The organism is Flavobacterium sp. (genome assembly GCF_041911335.1).
GTDB lineage: Bacteria > Bacteroidota > Bacteroidia > Flavobacteriales > Flavobacteriaceae > Flavobacterium.
Genome location: NZ_JAYRPD010000020.1, coordinates 1 through 17,463 on the forward strand (window position 1 = coordinate 1; position 17,463 = coordinate 17,463).

Consider the following 17,463-nt stretch of genomic DNA (forward strand, 5'->3'; position numbering starts at 1 on the left):
ATCAAAGTTCTTCTATTGTAAAAACTTTAGCTAGTTTGATTTTATATTTAAAACATAAAGCAGTTGAAAATGATCTAATTATAATCGATGAACCTGAACTTAATTTACACCCAAATAATCAAATTCTGTTAGCCAGAATTTTTAGTAAATTGATTAAGAATGGTTTAAGGATAATTGTAAGTACTCATAGTGATTATATAATAAGAGAGTTTAATAATATTTTAATGATTTCTCAAGGAGATGAAGAAATAAAAGAACTAGCTACTGATATAGGTGGTTATCAGGAAGATGAAATATTTGATACAACAGATATTAACATGTATTTATTTAACTTTAAAAATGATAAAGCATTAAAAGCTGATGTGAAAGTCTTGTCAAAAAATCTAAGTGGGTTTAGTATCAAATCAATCGATGAAACAATTGAAAAACAAAGTGAAATAGCAAATCAACTATTTTATTCATTACGTTTTGGTAAAGTCGAATAATTTATGACACAGTTAAATAATCTAAAAGAAATTCTAAAAAAAGAATTTTTTGTTGAATCAGAAATTTTAGAGGAAAAAGATAGAGATAAATTTGGTGATGAATTCTCAATGAAACGAGATATAAAAAGCCATAAATGTATAAATTATTTACTTTTTAGATTAGATCCAAACAAGACAATCCCATTTCCATATTTTAATAACGATATAGGGCTTTCGAAAATTTGTGATTATTTAATGTTTGTTCAAAAGAATAATACTTTATATATTCTACTCATAGAGTTAAAATTAGGTAGTGATAGCGCAACTAAACAATTGTTATCTAGTGAAGAATTCGCAAAGTTTATTATAAATTCTGGAAAAAGAGTTGGATTTGAATTTACGGAAGAGTTACATTTTAGAAAAGTTAAAATAAGTGAGTCTGCATTAATGAGACCAAAGACAGCAAAAGATATTTGCAAAAAAGATGAAAATGATATTATACATTATAATCACAAAAGTGAATTTCAAATAATGGAAATATTATTTATAGAATAAATTTTATTAACATCATGATATTTAATTAGTATCTTAGCAAACTAATTACTACACACAACAACACTGCTAAACTTTATTATTAACTTTAATGATTTGTTTATTAACAAATTGACTAAAATTATTATGGCAGCAGATCAATACGAAAACGAAGATCATAGAATTCAGGAAAAATTCAAGCAAAAAACCTGGAACGAAATAAGAACAAACGACTCTTGGGCAATTTTTAAAATTATGTCTGAGTTTGTTAACGGATATGAATCTATGGGTAGAATAGGACCTTGTGTTTCTATTTTTGGTTCAGCAAGAACAAAACCTGAAGATAAATATTATTTATTAGCAGAAAAAATTGCTTATAAAATCAGTAAAGCGGGTTATGGTGTTATTACCGGAGGTGGTCCTGGTATCATGGAAGCAGGAAATAAAGGAGCACATTATGGTGGTGGAACATCGGTAGGTTTGAACATCGAGTTACCATTTGAGCAACATTTCAATCCTTATATTGATAAAGATAAAAACTTAAACTTCGATTATTTCTTCGTAAGAAAAGTAATGTTTGTAAAATATTCACAAGGTTTCGTTGTTATGCCAGGAGGTTTTGGAACATTAGACGAATTATTCGAAGCGGTAACGTTAATCCAAACGAAGAAAATTGGAAAATTCCCGATTATCTTAGTAGGAACCGAATTTTGGTCAGGTTTATTAGATTGGATTAAAAATGTCATGATTGACAAAATGAAAAACGCCAGTCCAGAAGATATGAACTTAATCAAAGTAGTTGATACAGAAGATGAGGTTCTAGAAGCATTAGATAACTTCTATAAAAAATACAATTTGTCACCAAACTTCTAAAAAAGCAAAAGTCCTTCAAACCGAAGGACTTTTTTATTTTGAAAGGAATTCTTTGATTTTCTCAATTACAGCTTCATCGCCTAAAATTTTACGATGACCTAAACCTTCTGTAATCACAAGTTCAGAACCTTGTAAATGTTCGTGAATATGATAAGCTGCTTTGACAGATACATCATCATCTTCTTTGTCGTGCATGATTAAAACTGGGATTTTAATTGTTTTAGCTGCTTTGTAAGCCGAATAATCATCCATTTTTCCAACAAAACGTTTCTCAAAATGATCTCGCAATTTGATTCCGTATTCTGGTTTTAATTCCAATTTCTTAATAAAATCATCAATGATGTCTTGAATGATATCACCAGCTCCAATGGTTACAGCTTTTTTAACATTCAGATTTTGTTTAATCGCATTCAAAACCGACATACCACCAAGCGAATGTCCAATAGCAAATTCAAACGAACCGTATTGTTTTTCCAATTCTAAAATTGAAGCAATAAATTCGGTCATTATCGAATAATTTCCTTTTGATTTACCATGTGCTGGAGCATCAAAGCTAATAGTCATGTAACCCATTTTTAGTAACTCATCCGCAATTTTAACCAATTGGGTTCCACGACCAGACCATCCGTGAACTAAAAGTACCTTTTTATCGCTTTTGCCATATTCATACACTACGATTTCTTTGTTTATCTCAGGAATCATAATACTCTTTTGAACACTTTCGCGTTCCATATGTAATTCACGTTTAGGTAATTTATGGCGAATAGGAGTTGTAAAAAGTTTAGCCGCAAATTTAGTTGTTAGACTTGATGAAATAGCTTGTAAAAATTTAGCCGTATATAAAATAGGTTTAGGTATTTCAATAACTTGCGATTGTTTTTGTTTCTTTTTAGACATGTTCAGAAATTTTGCGCAATTTACAATTTATGTAAATCAGGTAGTAAAATGAAGGTTATAAAATAAAGTTAAATTCTATATTGCTTAAAGATGCTAAATTGGTACAAAATTTGTTCGAGGTTGAATTGTTAAACTATAAAATCGTATTTTTGTAAAAAATTTTCACTCATGAATTTCAAATTTAAATTTATCGCTTTTGCTATCTTGGTACTCGTAGTATCATGTGCTAAAAATCCATTTACAGGGAAAAGTACAATGGCTTTAGTTCCTAATAGCCAAATTTTTCCATCGGCTTTTCAACAGTATAATCAATTTTTATCTGAAAATAAGGTTATAAAAGGAACAACCGATGCAAAAAGAATTGAAACCATTGGAACTAAAATAAAAACAGCTTCAGAAAGATGGTTAGCGGCTAATGGTCAAGCAGACTATTTAGAAGGTTATGCTTGGGAATATAATTTAGTTGATAGTAAAGAAGTGAATGCTTGGTGTATGCCAGGAGGAAAAATTGTTTTTTATACAGGAATCTTACCAATCTGTAAAGACGATGCTGGTATCGCTGCTGTAATGGGGCACGAGGTAGCCCACGCACTTGCAAATCACGGACAACAACGTATGAGTGCTGGACTTTTACAACAGTTAGGAGCTGTAGGAACACAAATTGCTATTGGAAATAAAGATCCTCAAACACAAGCTTTAATTATGCAAGCGTACGGTGTAGGTACTCAGGTAGGTGGTATGTTGCCTTTTAGTCGTGCTCATGAAAGTGAAGCCGATATGATTGGATTAACCTTAATGGCAATTGCAGGTTACGACCCAATTAATGCCGTGAAAGTTTGGGAACGTATGTCGGCAAATTCAGGAGGTCAAGCACCACCAGAAATTTTAAGTACGCATCCAAGCAATGAAACACGAATTAAAGAATTAACCGCATTAATTCCGCAAGCAAAAGCCGAAGCAGCTAAGTTTGGAGTTACGTTTAAATAATTAAAAAATTACTATTATATTTGAATCCCGACAATGTCGGGATTTTTTATTTTAAAATAATTGGTATGCAAAAACTTCAAAAAGGAGATTCAAAACTTTTAAATGCTTGGGCTTTTTACGATTGGGCAAACTCGGTTTATGCTTTGGTGATTTCCTCAACCATTTTTCCATTGTATTATGGAGCTTTATTCCGCCAAAAAAATATTGAAGAGATTGTTTTGTTTGGATTTTCTATTCGAAGTGAAGCATTAATAAGTTATGTTACCGCTTTAGGATTTTTAATCATCGCCTTCATTTCGCCACTATTATCTGGAATTGCCGATTATTTAGGAAACAAGAAGTTTTTCTTAAAGCTTTTCTGTTATGTTGGAGCTGTTTCTTGTATGAGTTTATACTTTTTTTCGTTAGATACGGTTATTTTGAGTCTGGTTTCCTATTTATTGGCTTTAATAGGTTTTTGGGGAAGTTTAGTTTTCTACAATTCCTATTTACCCGATATCGCTCACAAAGAACAACAAGATAAAATCAGCGCAAAAGGATTTAGTTTGGGTTATGTGGGTAGCGTTGTTTTGTTATTGATTTGTTTGGCTATGGTTATGTCAGTAGCGGATAACCAAAAACTACAAATGATGCGTTATTCCTTTCTTTTAGTGGGTATTTGGTGGTTAGGCTTTAGTCAATACACTTACTACTACTTGCCAAATAATAAAAATGACAACAAACTGCATAAAAATGTAATTTTTAATGGCTTCAAAGAGTTGCGAAAAGTTTGGCAACAAATAAAAGAATTAAAATCCTTGCGACGTTATTTAGGTGCTTTCTTTGTTTACAGTATGGCAGTACAAACTATTATGATTATTGCTGCTTATTTTGGTGAAAAAGAAGTACAATGGGGTAGCGATAGTAAACGTACAATGGGATTAATTGTGAGTATTTTATTAATTCAATTAATTGCTGTTTTAGGTGCTTGGTTAACCTCTAAACTTGTTGCTAAATATGGAAATATTGTAGTCTTAATTGGTTTAAATTTCTCATGGATTTTAATTTGTACATACGCCTATTTTGTAATCACTCCAAACGATTTCTATATTGCTGCCGCTTTTGTGGGATTAGTAATGGGAGGAATTCAATCGTTATCGCGTTCTACTTATTCTAAATTTATTCCTGAAGATTCTAAAGACACAACTTCGTTCTTTAGTTTCTACGATGTAGCCGAGAAAATCGGAATTGTTATCGGAATGTTTACCTATGGTTATATTGCTGATGTAACAGGGAAAATCCAAAATGCGATCTTATTTTTAATCCTATTTTTTGTTGTTGGATTGCTTCTTTTGTTACGAGTTCCTAAAAAGTAAGGTTCTTGGCATACATCTTGAACTATTACTTTTGAAATTGCTATTTAAAATTATTTTATGATTTGATTATCAATAAAATAGCGCTTTAATGCGTACCTTTGAATACATTTTCAAATGATAATTACTGACAAAAAGACCATAAATATTATTATGCCGAATCAAAAAATACTAGCGCTTGACAATTTGTCACTTCAAGAAATGGATCCAGATGCGGAATTAATTCCGTTAATGACGCCCGAAGATGAAGAAGAAATGAACAACGAGGCTTTGCCTGAAGATATTGCCATTTTACCTTTACGAAATACTGTTTTATTCCCAGGAGTGGTTATTCCAATTACTGCCGGAAGAGATAAATCGATTAAATTAATTAATGATGCCAATGCCAAAGGTAAAATTATTGGTGTGGTGGCGCAAATTGATGAAAACGTTGAAGAACCTACTCCAAACGATGTTCATCATATTGGAACGGTAGCTCGTATCATGCGCGTTTTAAAAATGCCTGATGGAAATACTACTGTAATTCTTCAAGGGAAAAAACGTTTTGAAATAGAAAATTTCACTCAGGAAGAACCTTATTTGAGAGCAACAATTAAAGAAGTTCCAGAAGAACGACCTGATGCTAAAAATGTTGAATTCAAAGCAATTGTTGAATCGATTAAGGAATTGGCAATCCAAATTATCAAGGAAAGTCCAAACATCCCTACAGAAGCTACTTTTGCAATCAAAAACATCGAAAGTAATCCGTTTTTAATCAATTTTGTTTCTTCTAACATGAATCTTTCGGTAGAAGAGAAACAAGAATTATTATCGATTCCAAATTTAAAAGACAGAGCGCTTGAAACCTTGCGTTTCATGAATTTAGAGCTTCAAAAATTAGAAGTTCGCAACGATATTCAATCAAAAGTTCGTTTCGATTTAGACCAACAACAACGCGAATATTTCTTACAACAACAAATGAAAACCATTCAAGAAGAATTGGGTGGTGTTTCGTATGAAGCCGAAATTGAAGAAATGCGTGCCAAAGGGAAAAAGAAAAAATGGGACGATAAAACAGCGCAACATTTCGAAAAAGAATTGTCTAAGCTGCAACGTACCAATCCAAATTCTCCCGATTTTGGTATCCAACGCAATTATATTGAGCTATTTTTAGAATTGCCTTGGAACGAATTTACCAAAGACAATTTCGATTTAAAACGTGCTCAAAAAATTCTAGATAGAGATCATTACGGATTAGAAGAAGTTAAAAAACGTATCATCGAACATTTAGCAGTTTTAAAACTTCGTAACGATATGAAATCACCAATTTTATGTTTGTATGGACCTCCAGGGGTTGGTAAAACATCAATTGGAAAATCTATTGCCGAAGCTTTAGGTAGAGAATATATCAGAATGTCATTAGGTGGTTTGCGTGATGAAGCGGAAATTCGTGGTCACAGAAAAACGTATATCGGAGCTATGCCAGGACGAATTCTACAAAATATTAAAAAAGCAAAAACATCAAATCCAGTTTTCGTATTGGATGAGATTGATAAATTATCTTCAAGTCATAACGGTGATCCATCTTCGGCTTTATTGGAGGTTTTAGATCCGGAACAAAACAAAGAATTCCATGATAATTTCTTGGAATTGGGTTATGATTTATCAAAAGTGATGTTCATTGCCACTTCGAATAGCTTGTCAACCATTCAGCCAGCGCTTCGCGACCGTATGGAAATCATCGAAATGACGGGTTATACGATTGAAGAGAAAATAGAAATCGCGAAAACACACTTATTGCCAAAACAATTAAAAGAACACGGATTAACCACGAAAGATTTACAAATTGGAAAAAAACAATTGGAAAAAATCGTAGTGGGTTATACACGTGAATCAGGTGTACGTGGTTTAGAAAAGAAAATCGCTCAAATGGTGCGTCATGCAGCAAAATCAATTGCTATGGAAGAACCTTACAACGTAAAAGTTTCGGATGCTGATATTTTAGAAGTATTGAAATCGCCACGTATGGAGCGCGATAAATACGAAAATAATGATGTTGCCGGAGTAGTTACAGGTTTAGCTTGGACATCGGTTGGTGGTGATATTTTATTTATCGAATCTTTAATTTCAAAAGGAAAAGGAGCGATGACGATGACAGGTAATTTAGGAACCGTGATGAAAGAATCGGTTACGATTGCTTTGGAATATATTCGTGCTAATGCAGAATTTTTAGGAATCAATCCAGAAGTTTTAAACAATTATAACATTCACATTCACGTTCCAGAAGGCGCAACGCCAAAAGACGGACCAAGTGCCGGAATTGCCATGTTGACTTCAATGGTGTCTTCTTTCACCCAAAAACGAGTGAAAAAACACATCGCCATGACAGGAGAAATCACACTTCGTGGAAAAGTGTTGCCAGTAGGCGGTATTAAAGAAAAGATTTTAGCTGCGAAAAGAGCAAACATCAAAGAAATCATTTTGTGTAAAGAAAACAAACGTGATATCGAAGAAATCAAAGCCGATTATATTGAAGGTTTAACGTTCCATTACGTTGATCGAATGAGCGAAGTTTTAGACATTGCCATTACGAATCAAAAGGTGAAAAACGCTAAAGTTTTAGAAAGTAAAAAGTAATTTCTCAATAATTAAAATACGAACTCTCAATAATTCATTTATTGGGAGTTCTTTTTTTGTTTCCTAACCGATATAATTTTATCTTCGCACTTGCGTTATAAGTAAGATGAACACCAAAAAATGCTAAGAAAACTCGTATTACTACTCTCATTTCTACTATCGGCTTCAGTATTTGGCCAAATAGGAGGTAGAGCAGTATATCAGTTTTTGAACTTAGCACAATCGCCTCGACAAGCCGCTTTAGGTGGAAAAACAGTTACTGTTGTGGATTACGACGTGAATCAAGCATTTTACAACCCAGCGACAATTAATGCCGATATGCACAAAAGATTATCGGTGAATTATGGTAGTTATTACGGAGAAGTATCTTACGGAACCGCCGCTTACGCTTACACTTACGACCGCCATTTGCAAACTTTTCATGCGGGAATCAATTACATCAATTACGGAACTTTTGAAGGAAGAGATGAACTAGGGAATTTAACTTCCGATTTCACAGGAAGTGAAGCCGCTTTGTCTTTAGGTTATGCTTACAATATTCCTTGGACGGATATGTTTGTTGGAGCCAACGTAAAGCTGATTTCCTCAACATTGGAAAGTTATAATTCATGGGGAACCGCAGTTGATTTAGGTTTTTTATATGTCGATTATGATAATGACATCAATTACGGATTAACAGTTCGAAACTTAGGTTTTCAAATTAAGCCGTATGAAGATACCAATGAAAAATTACCATTGGCCATAGATGCTGGAATTTCGCAATTGATGGAAAATGTTCCGATTCGTTGGCATGTGACTTTTGAAAATTTACAACAATGGAATATTGCGTTTTCCAATCCAAATCGAGCACAAGGAAGTTTAGATGGAGGTTCGGAGGAAGAAAAAGTATCGTTTTTTAATAACGCTTTACGTCACCTAATTTTAGGAGCCGAACTGTTTCCAGAAAAAGGCTTTAATCTTCGATTAGGATACAATTTTAGAAGAGGTGAAGAATTACGAATTGTAGACCAACGCAACTTCTCCGGAATATCAGTTGGTTTTGGATTGCGATTTGGAAAAGTGAAATTTGATTATTCGTATTCCAGATATACTGTAGCAGCCAATACGAGTTTATTTGGTTTGATGATTGATTTGGAGTAGGGAGAAGTAAAAAGTAAAAAGAGAGAAGTGGCTAGCTTAAATGAACTACATTCTTGTCAAAGTAACACTAAAAAAAACTTATCTGACTTATGTGTTTAAATAAAAGTCAATAGATTTAATAATATAAAACTTAGCGCCTTAGCGTCTTAGTGGAAACATATGAAAAAAATTACCATAGCAATAGACGGTTTTTCGTCAACAGGAAAAAGTACATTAGCTAAGCAATTGGCTGCAGCATTAGGTTACGTTTATGTAGATACGGGAGCGATGTATCGCGCAGTAGCGTATTTTGCGATGCAACATAACTTGGTTTCAGAAACCCATTTAGATAAAGCAGGTTTGGTTGCCCAATTACCGCATATCAATTTGCGTTTTCAATTTAATCCAACTTTAGGATTTGCTGAAATGTATTTGAACAACGAAAATATAGAAACTCAAATCAGAACGATTGAAGTTTCTCGTATGGTAAGTAAAGTAGCAGAAATCTCGGAAGTTCGTGCTAAATTAGTCGAACAACAACAAGCTATGGGCAAAGATAAAGGCATTGTGATGGATGGAAGAGACATCGGAACCGTAGTTTTCCCTGATGCCGAGTTGAAATTATTCATGACAGCAAGTTCGAAAACTAGAGCGCAACGAAGATTTGATGAGCTAGTAGAAAAAGGACAACACATCACTTTCGAGGAAGTACTTCAAAATGTAGAAGAGCGCGATTATATTGACACGCACAGAGAAGATTCTCCTTTAGTAAAAGCAGAAGATGCCATTGAAGTCGATAATTCTAGCTTGACTAAAAAAGAGCAATTTGAATTGGTCTTGAACTTAGTAAAAGAAAAAATGTAAATCAATTAAAACAGCAATATGAAATTTTTAACCAATTCTCTTAAAGTAACTTTTCTATTATTATCGGTTTTATTTTTAAACGGTTGTAGTGGCGAAGAAGATAGTGATGAAACTGTAGCAAACATTCAAGGCGTTTGGCAATTAGGTCGCATGTATGGAACAGCTAATTATAACGGAATGAACGCCAATTTAGATGGCGATTCTGAAGGAACTATGGAATTCAAGGCGAATGGAACTTATGATAGTAATATTATTAGTGCTTATCTAACGGTTTCTATTCCAGCTTTGAATTATTCGGAAACTACACCAATTGAAGCGTCTTCCACTAGTGGTGAATATTATTATGACGAAATAACAGATGATTTAGATATTGATGGCGAAATGTCGAAAGTAGTCGTTTTGAATGCTAATTTTATGAAAATTAAAACATTAATCAACGATAGTGGTGTAACAGGCGAACTTTTTACCGAATATCACAGATAATTAAAAAGCATATAAAAAGGCTGTCACTTTAAAATGACAGCCTTTTTTTAATTTGTTTTATTTTTGGCTTTCTCTTTTTCTTGCTTTTTGAAATACCTTCTAAATAAGAAATTGTGTTTCAAAGCTTCTAAATCTTCATTTAGTTTAATACTTGCTTTGTTGATATTCGTAATCGTTGAGTCAATTTGTTGGACTAATTTAGGATCATTAGAAAGGTAGTTTAAAGCGCCTTTTCCTTCTTTTACATTGGTAATGGTGGCATTTAAATTGGTTACCACTTTGTCAATTTCACTACTTGATTTCTCTAAGTTAATCACGATTTTCTTCATTTTATTCGCTACAACCGTGTCGTTCAAAGTACCGATAACATTGTCTTTTTGATTTAATTCATTGATTAATTTATTCAAACTAGCCACTGATTCCCAAGTTCCTTTAGAAGTTTGTCGCAAATAACTCATAGTAGCTTTTAAATCTTGTGCCATAAGTGTATCTCGTATCAAAAGTCCAACCGTTCCGTTTCCTTGTGTGATTTCTTGTGTAATTTTTAATAAATCAGCGGTTAACATGGCCGCATTTTCATTGGTTACATTCAAAGTTTCTAACATTGCATCGGTTCCAATTCGGCTATAGGATTGAATGGTGTCGCCATTTTCGACTTTTTCTGCCATTCCTTTTCCCGGAATAATATTGATAATCATGTTGCCCACCAAACCATCGGAACTTATCGTAGCAATTGCATTTTTCTTAATGTGTTCCATAATTTTGTTATCGATAATCATGTGCACACTAATAGTGGTATCGTTAATCATTTCGATTTCTTTAACGGTACCAATGTCTATTCCAGCGTAACGCACATTGTTGCCCAATTGCAATCCGTTTACATTGACAAAAACCGCTTTCAAATGTGAGGTATTACCAAACATATTTTGCTTATTTCCAATAAAATAAATAGCAGCTAAGAAAACTAATGTTCCAATGATAACAAAGATTCCGAGTTGTATTTTTTGAGAATTTGATTTTTCCATTACTAAAACTATTTAAAAAATGCTTGCACTTTTGGATCGGTTGAACTGGCTAATTCCTCAAAAGTTCCTTCTATATAATTTACGCCATCTATCAATAAAATCATGCGATTGGCAATGACTTTCGCGCAATCCACATCGTGTGTGATGATAATCGAAGACGTGTTGTATTGTTTTTGTACCGAATTCATCAAAAGTACAATTTCTTTTGATGTAATCGGGTCTAAACCGGTTGTGGGTTCGTCGTATAGGATGATTTTGGGTTTTAAAATTAAGGTTCTGGCTAAAGCTATTCTTCGTTTCATACCACCAGAAAGTTCGTTCGGCATCAAATCAATTGCATGTGCTAATCCTACGTTTTCTAAGGCTTCCATAACCAAAGGAGTCGTATCTTCAATTACACCAAACTTTTTAGTGTGTCGACGCAATGGAAACTCTAAATTCTCACGAACGATCATCGAATCGTACAACGCATTTCCTTGAAATAGAAATCCGATTTCGGTGCGTAATTCGTTTAAATCTTCTTGTTCTAGTTTGTTAATTTCTTCATTCATGACTAAAATCGAACCGCTATCTGGTTGTTCTAAACCAATCACACATTTAATCATCACCGATTTCCCCGAACCCGATTTTCCCATTACCACTAGGTTTTCTCCTTCAAAGAGTTCCAAATCGAAACCATTCAAAACTACATTGTTGCCAAATTGCTTATGCAAATCTTTGATGGTGATAATCGCTTTTTTCGTTGGAGTTGTCATGGTTATAAATCGTAAAAAATGTTCGTTACAAAAACCGCTACAAAGTCAATAATAAAAAGCAACATCGAAGTATATACTACCGCTGCATTGGCTGCTTTTCCTACGCCAGCCGTACCTTTTTTACAGTTATAACCTTTATAGCAACCCACTAAGCCAATCGTAAACCCAAAAAAGAAGGTTTTGATGGTAGCTGGCACAATATCGCTGTATTCTAAAATATTAAAAACCTGATTGAAATATAAGGTAAACGACACATTTCCTTTGATGTTTTCCACTAAAAACGAACCGTAAATGGCAATGAAATCGCCCACGATTACGAGTAATGGCAACATCAAAGTAGTCGCTAAAATTCTCGTAATGACTAAATATTTGAAGGGATTGGTTCCCGAAACTTCCATGGCATCAATTTGTTCGGTTACTTTCATGGAACCCAATTCGGCACCAATTCCTGAGCCAATTCTTCCCGCGCAAATTAAAGCGGTAATGATGGGACCAATTTCACGAATAATAGAAACACTCACCATAGACGCCATCCAAGAAACGGCACCAAATTCCTGCAATGTAGGGCGAGATTGAAGTGTAAATACCAAACCAATGATAAAACCCGTAACGCTCACCAACAACAAAGAACGATTTCCAATATAAAAACACTGACGTAAGAGTTCTTTGAATTCGTAAGGCGGTTTCCAAAATTCTTTGAAAAAACGCCCTGCAAAGTAGGAGAGTTCGCCCACTTCGATAAGGAAGTTTTGTAAAGCTTCAGTAAGATTGTCGAAATATTTTTTCATGAAGCATCTAATTACAATCAAATATAGTGATTTTTAGTCAGATAAAACATGATATTTGTAAGAGTTGTAGTAAAAAATAGGAGTTGAGGTGGAGTTGGATTTTAAAACAATAGTTTTAATTTAGTTTTTTAATTTGTTTGTCAAAATCGGAAATTATTTTTTGAGTTTTATTAAACACTTCATATTCTTGAATGGCTTTTTTATCCGCTTGAAGTTTAGAAACACTTCCTTTTCCTTCTAAAATTTTATAATCATTGAAGTTTAAAAATCTATTGACACTTTCTGCTAATTGTTCCATAGTAAAAGTATTCTCACGTTCAATTAAGCCTTCAATATAATCGAAATAGGACGTAACTGTTCGTTCTAATTGTTTGATTTCTTTTTCATCTAAGTAGTTTTTCGCTATGATAACATCTTGCTTTAAAATTCTTCCATCAGGAGCATTTTTCCAAGTTGTCAAACCCATATTTTCAGCGGTTTTATCTGCTTTTTTGTGAATGATTTCGGCAGCTGTATTTCCAGTTATGGCAAAATGAAACTTATTCTGAATCATAGCATAAAAGTTCTTTGTGATTTCGGAATTTCTGTCATAATCTAAACAACACTCGGCAAAAATATCAGTCACTTGTTGGTAAATGCGACGCTCACTTGCTCGAATGGAACGAACGCGTTGCAATAATTCTTTAAAATAATCTTTTCCAAAAACTGCTTGCCCTTGTTTTAGGCGATTATCATCTAAAACAAATCCTTTTATAATGTATTCTTTTAATGCTTGTGTTGCCCAAATACGAAATTGTGTAGCTTTAGCCGAATTTACTCTATAACCAACAGAAATGATAGCATCGAGGTTGTAATGTTTTACCTTGTAATTTTTTCCATCAGATGCAGTTGTCGAGAAAACCTCGGTAACTGAATTTTCAAGTAACTCATTACTTTCAAAAATATTTTTTAAATGTAAAGAAACATTATCTACGCTACAATCAAATAATAAAGCCATCGCTTTCTGCGATAACCACAACATTTCATTCTGCAACAAAACATCAACCCGAATTTCACCCGTAGGAGCGGTGTATAACAAGAATTTTTTTAAACTTTCCTCCATGTTTACTTCTTTAGAAATTCATTTTCATAAGCTTTTATTTCAGTAACATAATTACAATCAAATATACTGATTTATTTATCACTCGCCAACTTACATTTGTAAGAGTTGTAGTAAAAAATCCGACTTGTGGTGGAGTCGGATTTGGTTTTTTTTATCTAAGTGAAGAGATTCTTGTTTTCTCGGAACGGTACGATTAATCAAGCTTATTTTTAATCTTTTCTTGTTCTTTATTCTGATTGTATTTTTCAATGTCGCGTTTTGCTTTATTTCCGTATTTACGAGCATAATAGGCTCCAATTAAACTACTATAAGGAATAAAATTTGTTGTGTCATTTTGTAATTCTTTGAATTTTGTGGGCACGGATTGGAAATCCGCGCTATCGGGGGTTTCCAAAATTCCTTGAAAAAACGCCCTGCAAAGTAGGAGAGTTCGCCCACTTCGATGAGGAAGTTTTGTAAAGCTTCAGTAAGATTGTCGAAATATTTTTTCATGAAGCATCTTAATTACAATCAAATATAGTGATTTTTAATCAGATAAAACATGACATTTGTAAGAGTTGTAGTAAAAAATAAGACTTGTGGTGGAGTTGGATTTTGTTTGTTTTACTTTATGGGCACGGATTGTAAATCCGCGCTATCGGGTTTGATATTATTTTCCATTTTATTAAGTCTTTTTACACTTTGTAAAACTGATGACTAACATTCAATCATGCTAAGTTTTGAATGAAATATTTTAAATTATGGGCACGGATTGCAAATCCGCGCTATCAGGTTGCAAATCCGCGCTATCGGGTCAATAAAAGTTAGTAATATTCAATTTCTCTTGTTCTTTTATATCGCTCTTTACCATCAACTGATTTAATAATTTCAGTCCAATTGTTTTTAGCGTCATATTTATATTTTAATTCAATTTTTTGAATTTCAATTTTGCCTTTATCTTTTGTAATAAGCTTACCTGAAACTATTTTATCATTTTTATACGAATATTCTCTAATTATATTTGAACCTGAAATAGTATCACTACAACAAAAATATTTAATTATTCTGTTTTGATTGTCGTAAATATAACTTTTAGATGAAATCATCCCTGACTCATAAATTGTTTTTACTGTAGTTTTATTTTTTTCATAATTATATAAAACTTGATGTAATAAAATAGGTTCTTTATAATTGTTTTTAATGGAATAATTATATTCCAATGATTTTAGAATTCTATTTTTGTTATCATATTCATTAATTCTACTTTTAAAAACATTTGGAATAGAATCTTGAACACCATATGACCAATCTCCTTCTTCATTTTTACGCCAAGTTTTTGGATTTTTTATGGTAGTAGAATTTAATTTTCCGTTTTGATTATAATTATTGATGTATTCTGTCATATAGCCATATTCATCAATAAGTTTTACTCTTATTACTTTATTGTCTTTATAATGTTTGATAGTATGATTAAAATAATCAGAATCAAAACTTAATGAAATAATATTTTCATTGGTAAACTCATCAAAATCTTCATAATAATGTTTATCAATAAAACCATAATTGTTTGTAGAATCAATTTTTCTGATTACTCTGTTTTTGTCATCATACTTGTAAGTTGTAGATTTATAAAACTCGTCTTTTTTTACAAACCAAGTATGTTTTAAGATGTTGCCATTCTCATTATAGTTACGTTCATAATTTTCATATCCAATGTTACTTGTCGAAAATAAAATGTCATAAATATTGAGATTTAAACTATTTGGAATTAAAATCATTGAGTCACTATACTCATCTATTTCTATTTGAATTGGATTATCTTTATTACTTATATCAAAAACTTTTTCACGAACACGTTTAACCTTTCCATATATAGAATCTATATTTGAAACTTGTGCTTTTACAGTTGTGGCAATTAGTAAAACAATTAAAAAATAAAATTTCATATTAGTTTTTTATAACAGCAATATAAAAAAAATCCTCAACAATTTGTCAAGGATTTCTGTATTTTCTAAAATCTATTTTCTTTGTTCTAAAGACTACAAGTGAATCACTTCACCGTAAGCCTCAGCCACAGCTTCCATAACCGCTTCACTCATAGTAGGGTGAGGGTGAACTGCTTTTAAGATTTCGTGTCCTGTAGTTTCTAATTTACGCGCTACAACAGCTTCTGCAATCATATCGGTAACGCCGGCACCAATCATGTGGCAACCTAACCATTCGCCGTATTTTGCATCGAAAATTACTTTTACAAATCCGTCTGGAGTTCCCGCTGCTTTTGCTTTTCCTGAAGCTGAGAATGGGAATTTACCAATTTTCAATTCGTATCCTTTTTCTTTCGCTTGTTTTTCAGTCATACCCACAGAAGCAATTTCTGGAGTAGCATACGTACAACCTGGAATGTTTCCGTAATCTAATGGCTCAACGTGTAAACCTGCAATTTTCTCCACACATAAAATACCTTCAGCAGAAGCAACGTGTGCTAAAGCTTGTCCTGGCGTTACATCACCAATTGCGTAGTAACCTGGAACGTTTGTTTGGTAATAAGCGTTAACTAAGATTTTATCTCTATCGGTAGCAATACCTGTTTCTTCTAATCCGATGTTTTCGATGTTGGTTTTAATTCCAACCGCTGATAATAAGATATCGGCTTCTAAAACTTCTTCTCCTTTTGCCGTTTTTACGAATGCTTTTACTCCGTTTCCAGAAGTATCGATTCTTTCCACAGAAGAATTCGTCATCACGTTGATTCCTGCTTTTTTCAACGAACGCTCAAATTGTTTTGAGATGTCTTCGTCTTCCACTGGAACTACGTTTGGCATGAATTCAACAATCGTAACTTCAGTTCCCATTGCGTTATAGAAATGAGCAAACTCAACTCCAATCGCACCAGAACCCACAACAATCATTTTCTTTGGTTGCTCAGGTAATGTCATCGCTTGGCGGTATCCGATTACTTTTTTACCATCTTGAGGTAAGTTTGGTAATTCGCGAGAACGCGCTCCTGTTGCAATGATGATATGATCTGCAGTATATTCCGTTACTTTTCCGTCAGCAGCAGTAACGTCTACTTTTTTACCTGGTTTTACTTTTCCAAAACCATCAATAACGTCGATTTTATTTTTCTTCATTAAGAATTGAACTCCTTTGCTCATTCCTTCTGCAACCGAACGCGAACGTGCAATTACAGCATTGAAGTCTTTATCAAATTCTTTAACGGTTAATCCGTAATCTGAAGCATGTTTTAGGTAATCAAAAACTTGAGCCGATTTTAATAACGCTTTCGTTGGGATACAACCCCAATTCAGACAAATTCCACCCAAATTTTCTTTTTCGATAACGGCTACTTTGAAGCCTAATTGTGATGCTCTAATAGCAGTTACATAACCACCAGGACCACTTCCTAAAACTATGATATCGTATTTCATTTTTATAAAGTATTTCAGTTTTATTTATAAGTTGCGAATTTAAGGAAATATTTTAAAAGTTTAAACGCAAAGTTCGCAAAGTTTTACGCAAAGAAACGCAAAGGAAATCTGTGATTCATATTCAATTTCAAAGACATATTCAATTTCAAGTGCAAAAAGTGAAACGTCTCTGTGAATCTCTCTCAAAACAAAGTAATTCA

At 33.1% G+C, this 17,463-nt stretch carries 17 protein-coding genes; 9 read left to right on the forward strand and 8 right to left on the reverse strand.

The genetic code is table 11. The features are described from left to right. From ACE3PD_RS02510 to ACE3PD_RS02520, 3 genes are all read left to right on the forward strand, one after another. The coding region (locus ACE3PD_RS02510) for an AAA family ATPase (RefSeq protein WP_374399225.1) at positions 1-485 on the forward strand (485 nt) is incomplete at its 5' end. Positions 486-488: 3 nt separating this feature from the next. Further along, positions 489-1,019: a hypothetical protein gene (locus tag ACE3PD_RS02515; protein WP_374399227.1), complete on the forward strand. Its 531-nt coding sequence runs from the start codon at positions 489-491 to the stop codon at positions 1,017-1,019. Positions 1,020-1,142: 123 nt separating this feature from the next. Continuing rightward, positions 1,143-1,868, forward strand: a complete 726-nt coding sequence (locus ACE3PD_RS02520; protein WP_111567574.1) for a TIGR00730 family Rossman fold protein — start codon at positions 1,143-1,145, stop codon at positions 1,866-1,868. A gap of 33 nt (positions 1,869-1,901) precedes the next feature. On the opposite strand, the gene ACE3PD_RS02525 is transcribed toward ACE3PD_RS02520, so the two are convergent. Then, positions 1,902-2,765, reverse strand: coding sequence for an alpha/beta fold hydrolase (locus ACE3PD_RS02525; protein WP_374399230.1), 864 nt, complete (start codon positions 2,763-2,765; stop codon positions 1,902-1,904). A 168-nt stretch (positions 2,766-2,933) separates the two neighbouring features. Between ACE3PD_RS02525 and ACE3PD_RS02530 the strand changes: the two genes are divergently transcribed. The 6 genes from ACE3PD_RS02530 (at position 2,934) to ACE3PD_RS02555 (ending at position 10,186) form a co-directional block, all read left to right on the forward strand. Beyond that, entirely contained in the window at positions 2,934-3,752 is an 819-nt protein-coding gene (locus ACE3PD_RS02530) for a M48 family metallopeptidase (protein ID WP_374399232.1), read from the forward strand. A gap of 65 nt (positions 3,753-3,817) precedes the next feature. After that, a complete protein-coding gene (locus ACE3PD_RS02535; protein WP_374399234.1) occupies positions 3,818-5,107 on the forward strand; it encodes an MFS transporter in 1,290 nt (429 codons plus the stop codon). A gap of 150 nt (positions 5,108-5,257) precedes the next feature. Beyond that, entirely contained in the window at positions 5,258-7,720 is a 2,463-nt protein-coding gene (lon, locus tag ACE3PD_RS02540; RefSeq protein ID WP_374399236.1) for an endopeptidase La, read from the forward strand. 120 nt (positions 7,721-7,840) lie between these two features. Continuing rightward, positions 7,841-8,860: a type IX secretion system protein PorQ gene (gene porQ, locus ACE3PD_RS02545; protein WP_374399238.1), complete on the forward strand. Its 1,020-nt coding sequence runs from the start codon at positions 7,841-7,843 to the stop codon at positions 8,858-8,860. 159 nt (positions 8,861-9,019) lie between these two features. Next, a complete protein-coding gene (gene cmk, locus ACE3PD_RS02550) occupies positions 9,020-9,703 on the forward strand; it encodes a (d)CMP kinase (RefSeq protein WP_374399240.1) in 684 nt (227 codons plus the stop codon). A gap of 18 nt (positions 9,704-9,721) precedes the next feature. Next, positions 9,722-10,186 carry a hypothetical protein gene (locus ACE3PD_RS02555; RefSeq protein ID WP_374399242.1) on the forward strand — a complete coding sequence of 155 codons (465 nt, stop codon included), beginning with the start codon at positions 9,722-9,724 and terminating at the stop codon, positions 10,184-10,186. 47 nt (positions 10,187-10,233) lie between these two features. Here the strand turns inward: ACE3PD_RS02555 and ACE3PD_RS02560 are convergent, their stop codons facing one another. From ACE3PD_RS02560 to lpdA, 7 genes are all read right to left on the reverse strand, one after another. Continuing rightward, complete coding sequence (locus ACE3PD_RS02560; protein ID WP_374399245.1) at positions 10,234-11,211, reverse strand: MlaD family protein; 978 nt, start codon at positions 11,209-11,211, stop codon at positions 10,234-10,236. An 8-nt stretch (positions 11,212-11,219) separates the two neighbouring features. Next, positions 11,220-11,966, reverse strand: coding sequence for an ABC transporter ATP-binding protein (locus ACE3PD_RS02565; protein ID WP_374399247.1), 747 nt, complete (start codon positions 11,964-11,966; stop codon positions 11,220-11,222). Positions 11,967-11,968: 2 nt separating this feature from the next. Beyond that, the gene (locus ACE3PD_RS02570) at positions 11,969-12,754 is read right to left on the reverse strand and encodes an MlaE family ABC transporter permease (RefSeq protein ID WP_374399249.1); all 786 of its coding nucleotides are present in this window, start codon (positions 12,752-12,754) and stop codon (positions 11,969-11,971) included. 115 nt (positions 12,755-12,869) lie between these two features. Then, positions 12,870-13,856, reverse strand: coding sequence for a virulence RhuM family protein (locus ACE3PD_RS02575; RefSeq protein ID WP_374399251.1), 987 nt, complete (start codon positions 13,854-13,856; stop codon positions 12,870-12,872). A gap of 193 nt (positions 13,857-14,049) precedes the next feature. Then, a complete protein-coding gene (locus ACE3PD_RS02580; protein WP_374399253.1) occupies positions 14,050-14,217 on the reverse strand; it encodes a hypothetical protein in 168 nt (55 codons plus the stop codon). A gap of 442 nt (positions 14,218-14,659) precedes the next feature. After that, complete coding sequence (locus ACE3PD_RS02585; RefSeq protein WP_374399255.1) at positions 14,660-15,781, reverse strand: hypothetical protein; 1,122 nt, start codon at positions 15,779-15,781, stop codon at positions 14,660-14,662. A gap of 93 nt (positions 15,782-15,874) precedes the next feature. Continuing rightward, entirely contained in the window at positions 15,875-17,263 is a 1,389-nt protein-coding gene (gene lpdA / locus ACE3PD_RS02590; RefSeq protein WP_374399257.1) for a dihydrolipoyl dehydrogenase, read from the reverse strand. Positions 17,264-17,463: the final 200 nt, after the last annotated feature.

What these genes read in the sequence shown, in the direction of transcription:
- cmk (WP_374399240.1), top strand. Translation starts at nt 9,020, where the DNA reads ATGAAAAAAATTACCATAGCAATAGACGGTTTTTCGTCAACAGGAAAA.
- porQ (WP_374399238.1), top strand. Translation starts at nt 7,841, where the DNA reads ATGCTAAGAAAACTCGTATTACTACTCTCATTTCTACTATCGGCTTCA.
- ACE3PD_RS02535 (WP_374399234.1), top strand. Translation starts at nt 3,818, where the DNA reads ATGCAAAAACTTCAAAAAGGAGATTCAAAACTTTTAAATGCTTGGGCT.
- ACE3PD_RS02515 (WP_374399227.1), top strand. Translation starts at nt 489, where the DNA reads ATGACACAGTTAAATAATCTAAAAGAAATTCTAAAAAAAGAATTTTTT.
- ACE3PD_RS02575 (WP_374399251.1), bottom strand. Translation starts at nt 13,856, where the DNA reads ATGGAGGAAAGTTTAAAAAAATTCTTGTTATACACCGCTCCTACGGGT.
- ACE3PD_RS02585 (WP_374399255.1), bottom strand. Translation starts at nt 15,781, where the DNA reads ATGAAATTTTATTTTTTAATTGTTTTACTAATTGCCACAACTGTAAAA.
- ACE3PD_RS02560 (WP_374399245.1), bottom strand. Translation starts at nt 11,211, where the DNA reads ATGGAAAAATCAAATTCTCAAAAAATACAACTCGGAATCTTTGTTATC.
- ACE3PD_RS02555 (WP_374399242.1), top strand. Translation starts at nt 9,722, where the DNA reads ATGAAATTTTTAACCAATTCTCTTAAAGTAACTTTTCTATTATTATCG.
- lon (WP_374399236.1), top strand. Translation starts at nt 5,258, where the DNA reads ATGCCGAATCAAAAAATACTAGCGCTTGACAATTTGTCACTTCAAGAA.
- ACE3PD_RS02530 (WP_374399232.1), top strand. Translation starts at nt 2,934, where the DNA reads ATGAATTTCAAATTTAAATTTATCGCTTTTGCTATCTTGGTACTCGTA.
- ACE3PD_RS02520 (WP_111567574.1), top strand. Translation starts at nt 1,143, where the DNA reads ATGGCAGCAGATCAATACGAAAACGAAGATCATAGAATTCAGGAAAAA.
- ACE3PD_RS02525 (WP_374399230.1), bottom strand. Translation starts at nt 2,765, where the DNA reads ATGTCTAAAAAGAAACAAAAACAATCGCAAGTTATTGAAATACCTAAA.
- ACE3PD_RS02565 (WP_374399247.1), bottom strand. Translation starts at nt 11,966, where the DNA reads ATGACAACTCCAACGAAAAAAGCGATTATCACCATCAAAGATTTGCAT.
- lpdA (WP_374399257.1), bottom strand. Translation starts at nt 17,263, where the DNA reads ATGAAATACGATATCATAGTTTTAGGAAGTGGTCCTGGTGGTTATGTA.
- ACE3PD_RS02570 (WP_374399249.1), bottom strand. Translation starts at nt 12,754, where the DNA reads ATGAAAAAATATTTCGACAATCTTACTGAAGCTTTACAAAACTTCCTT.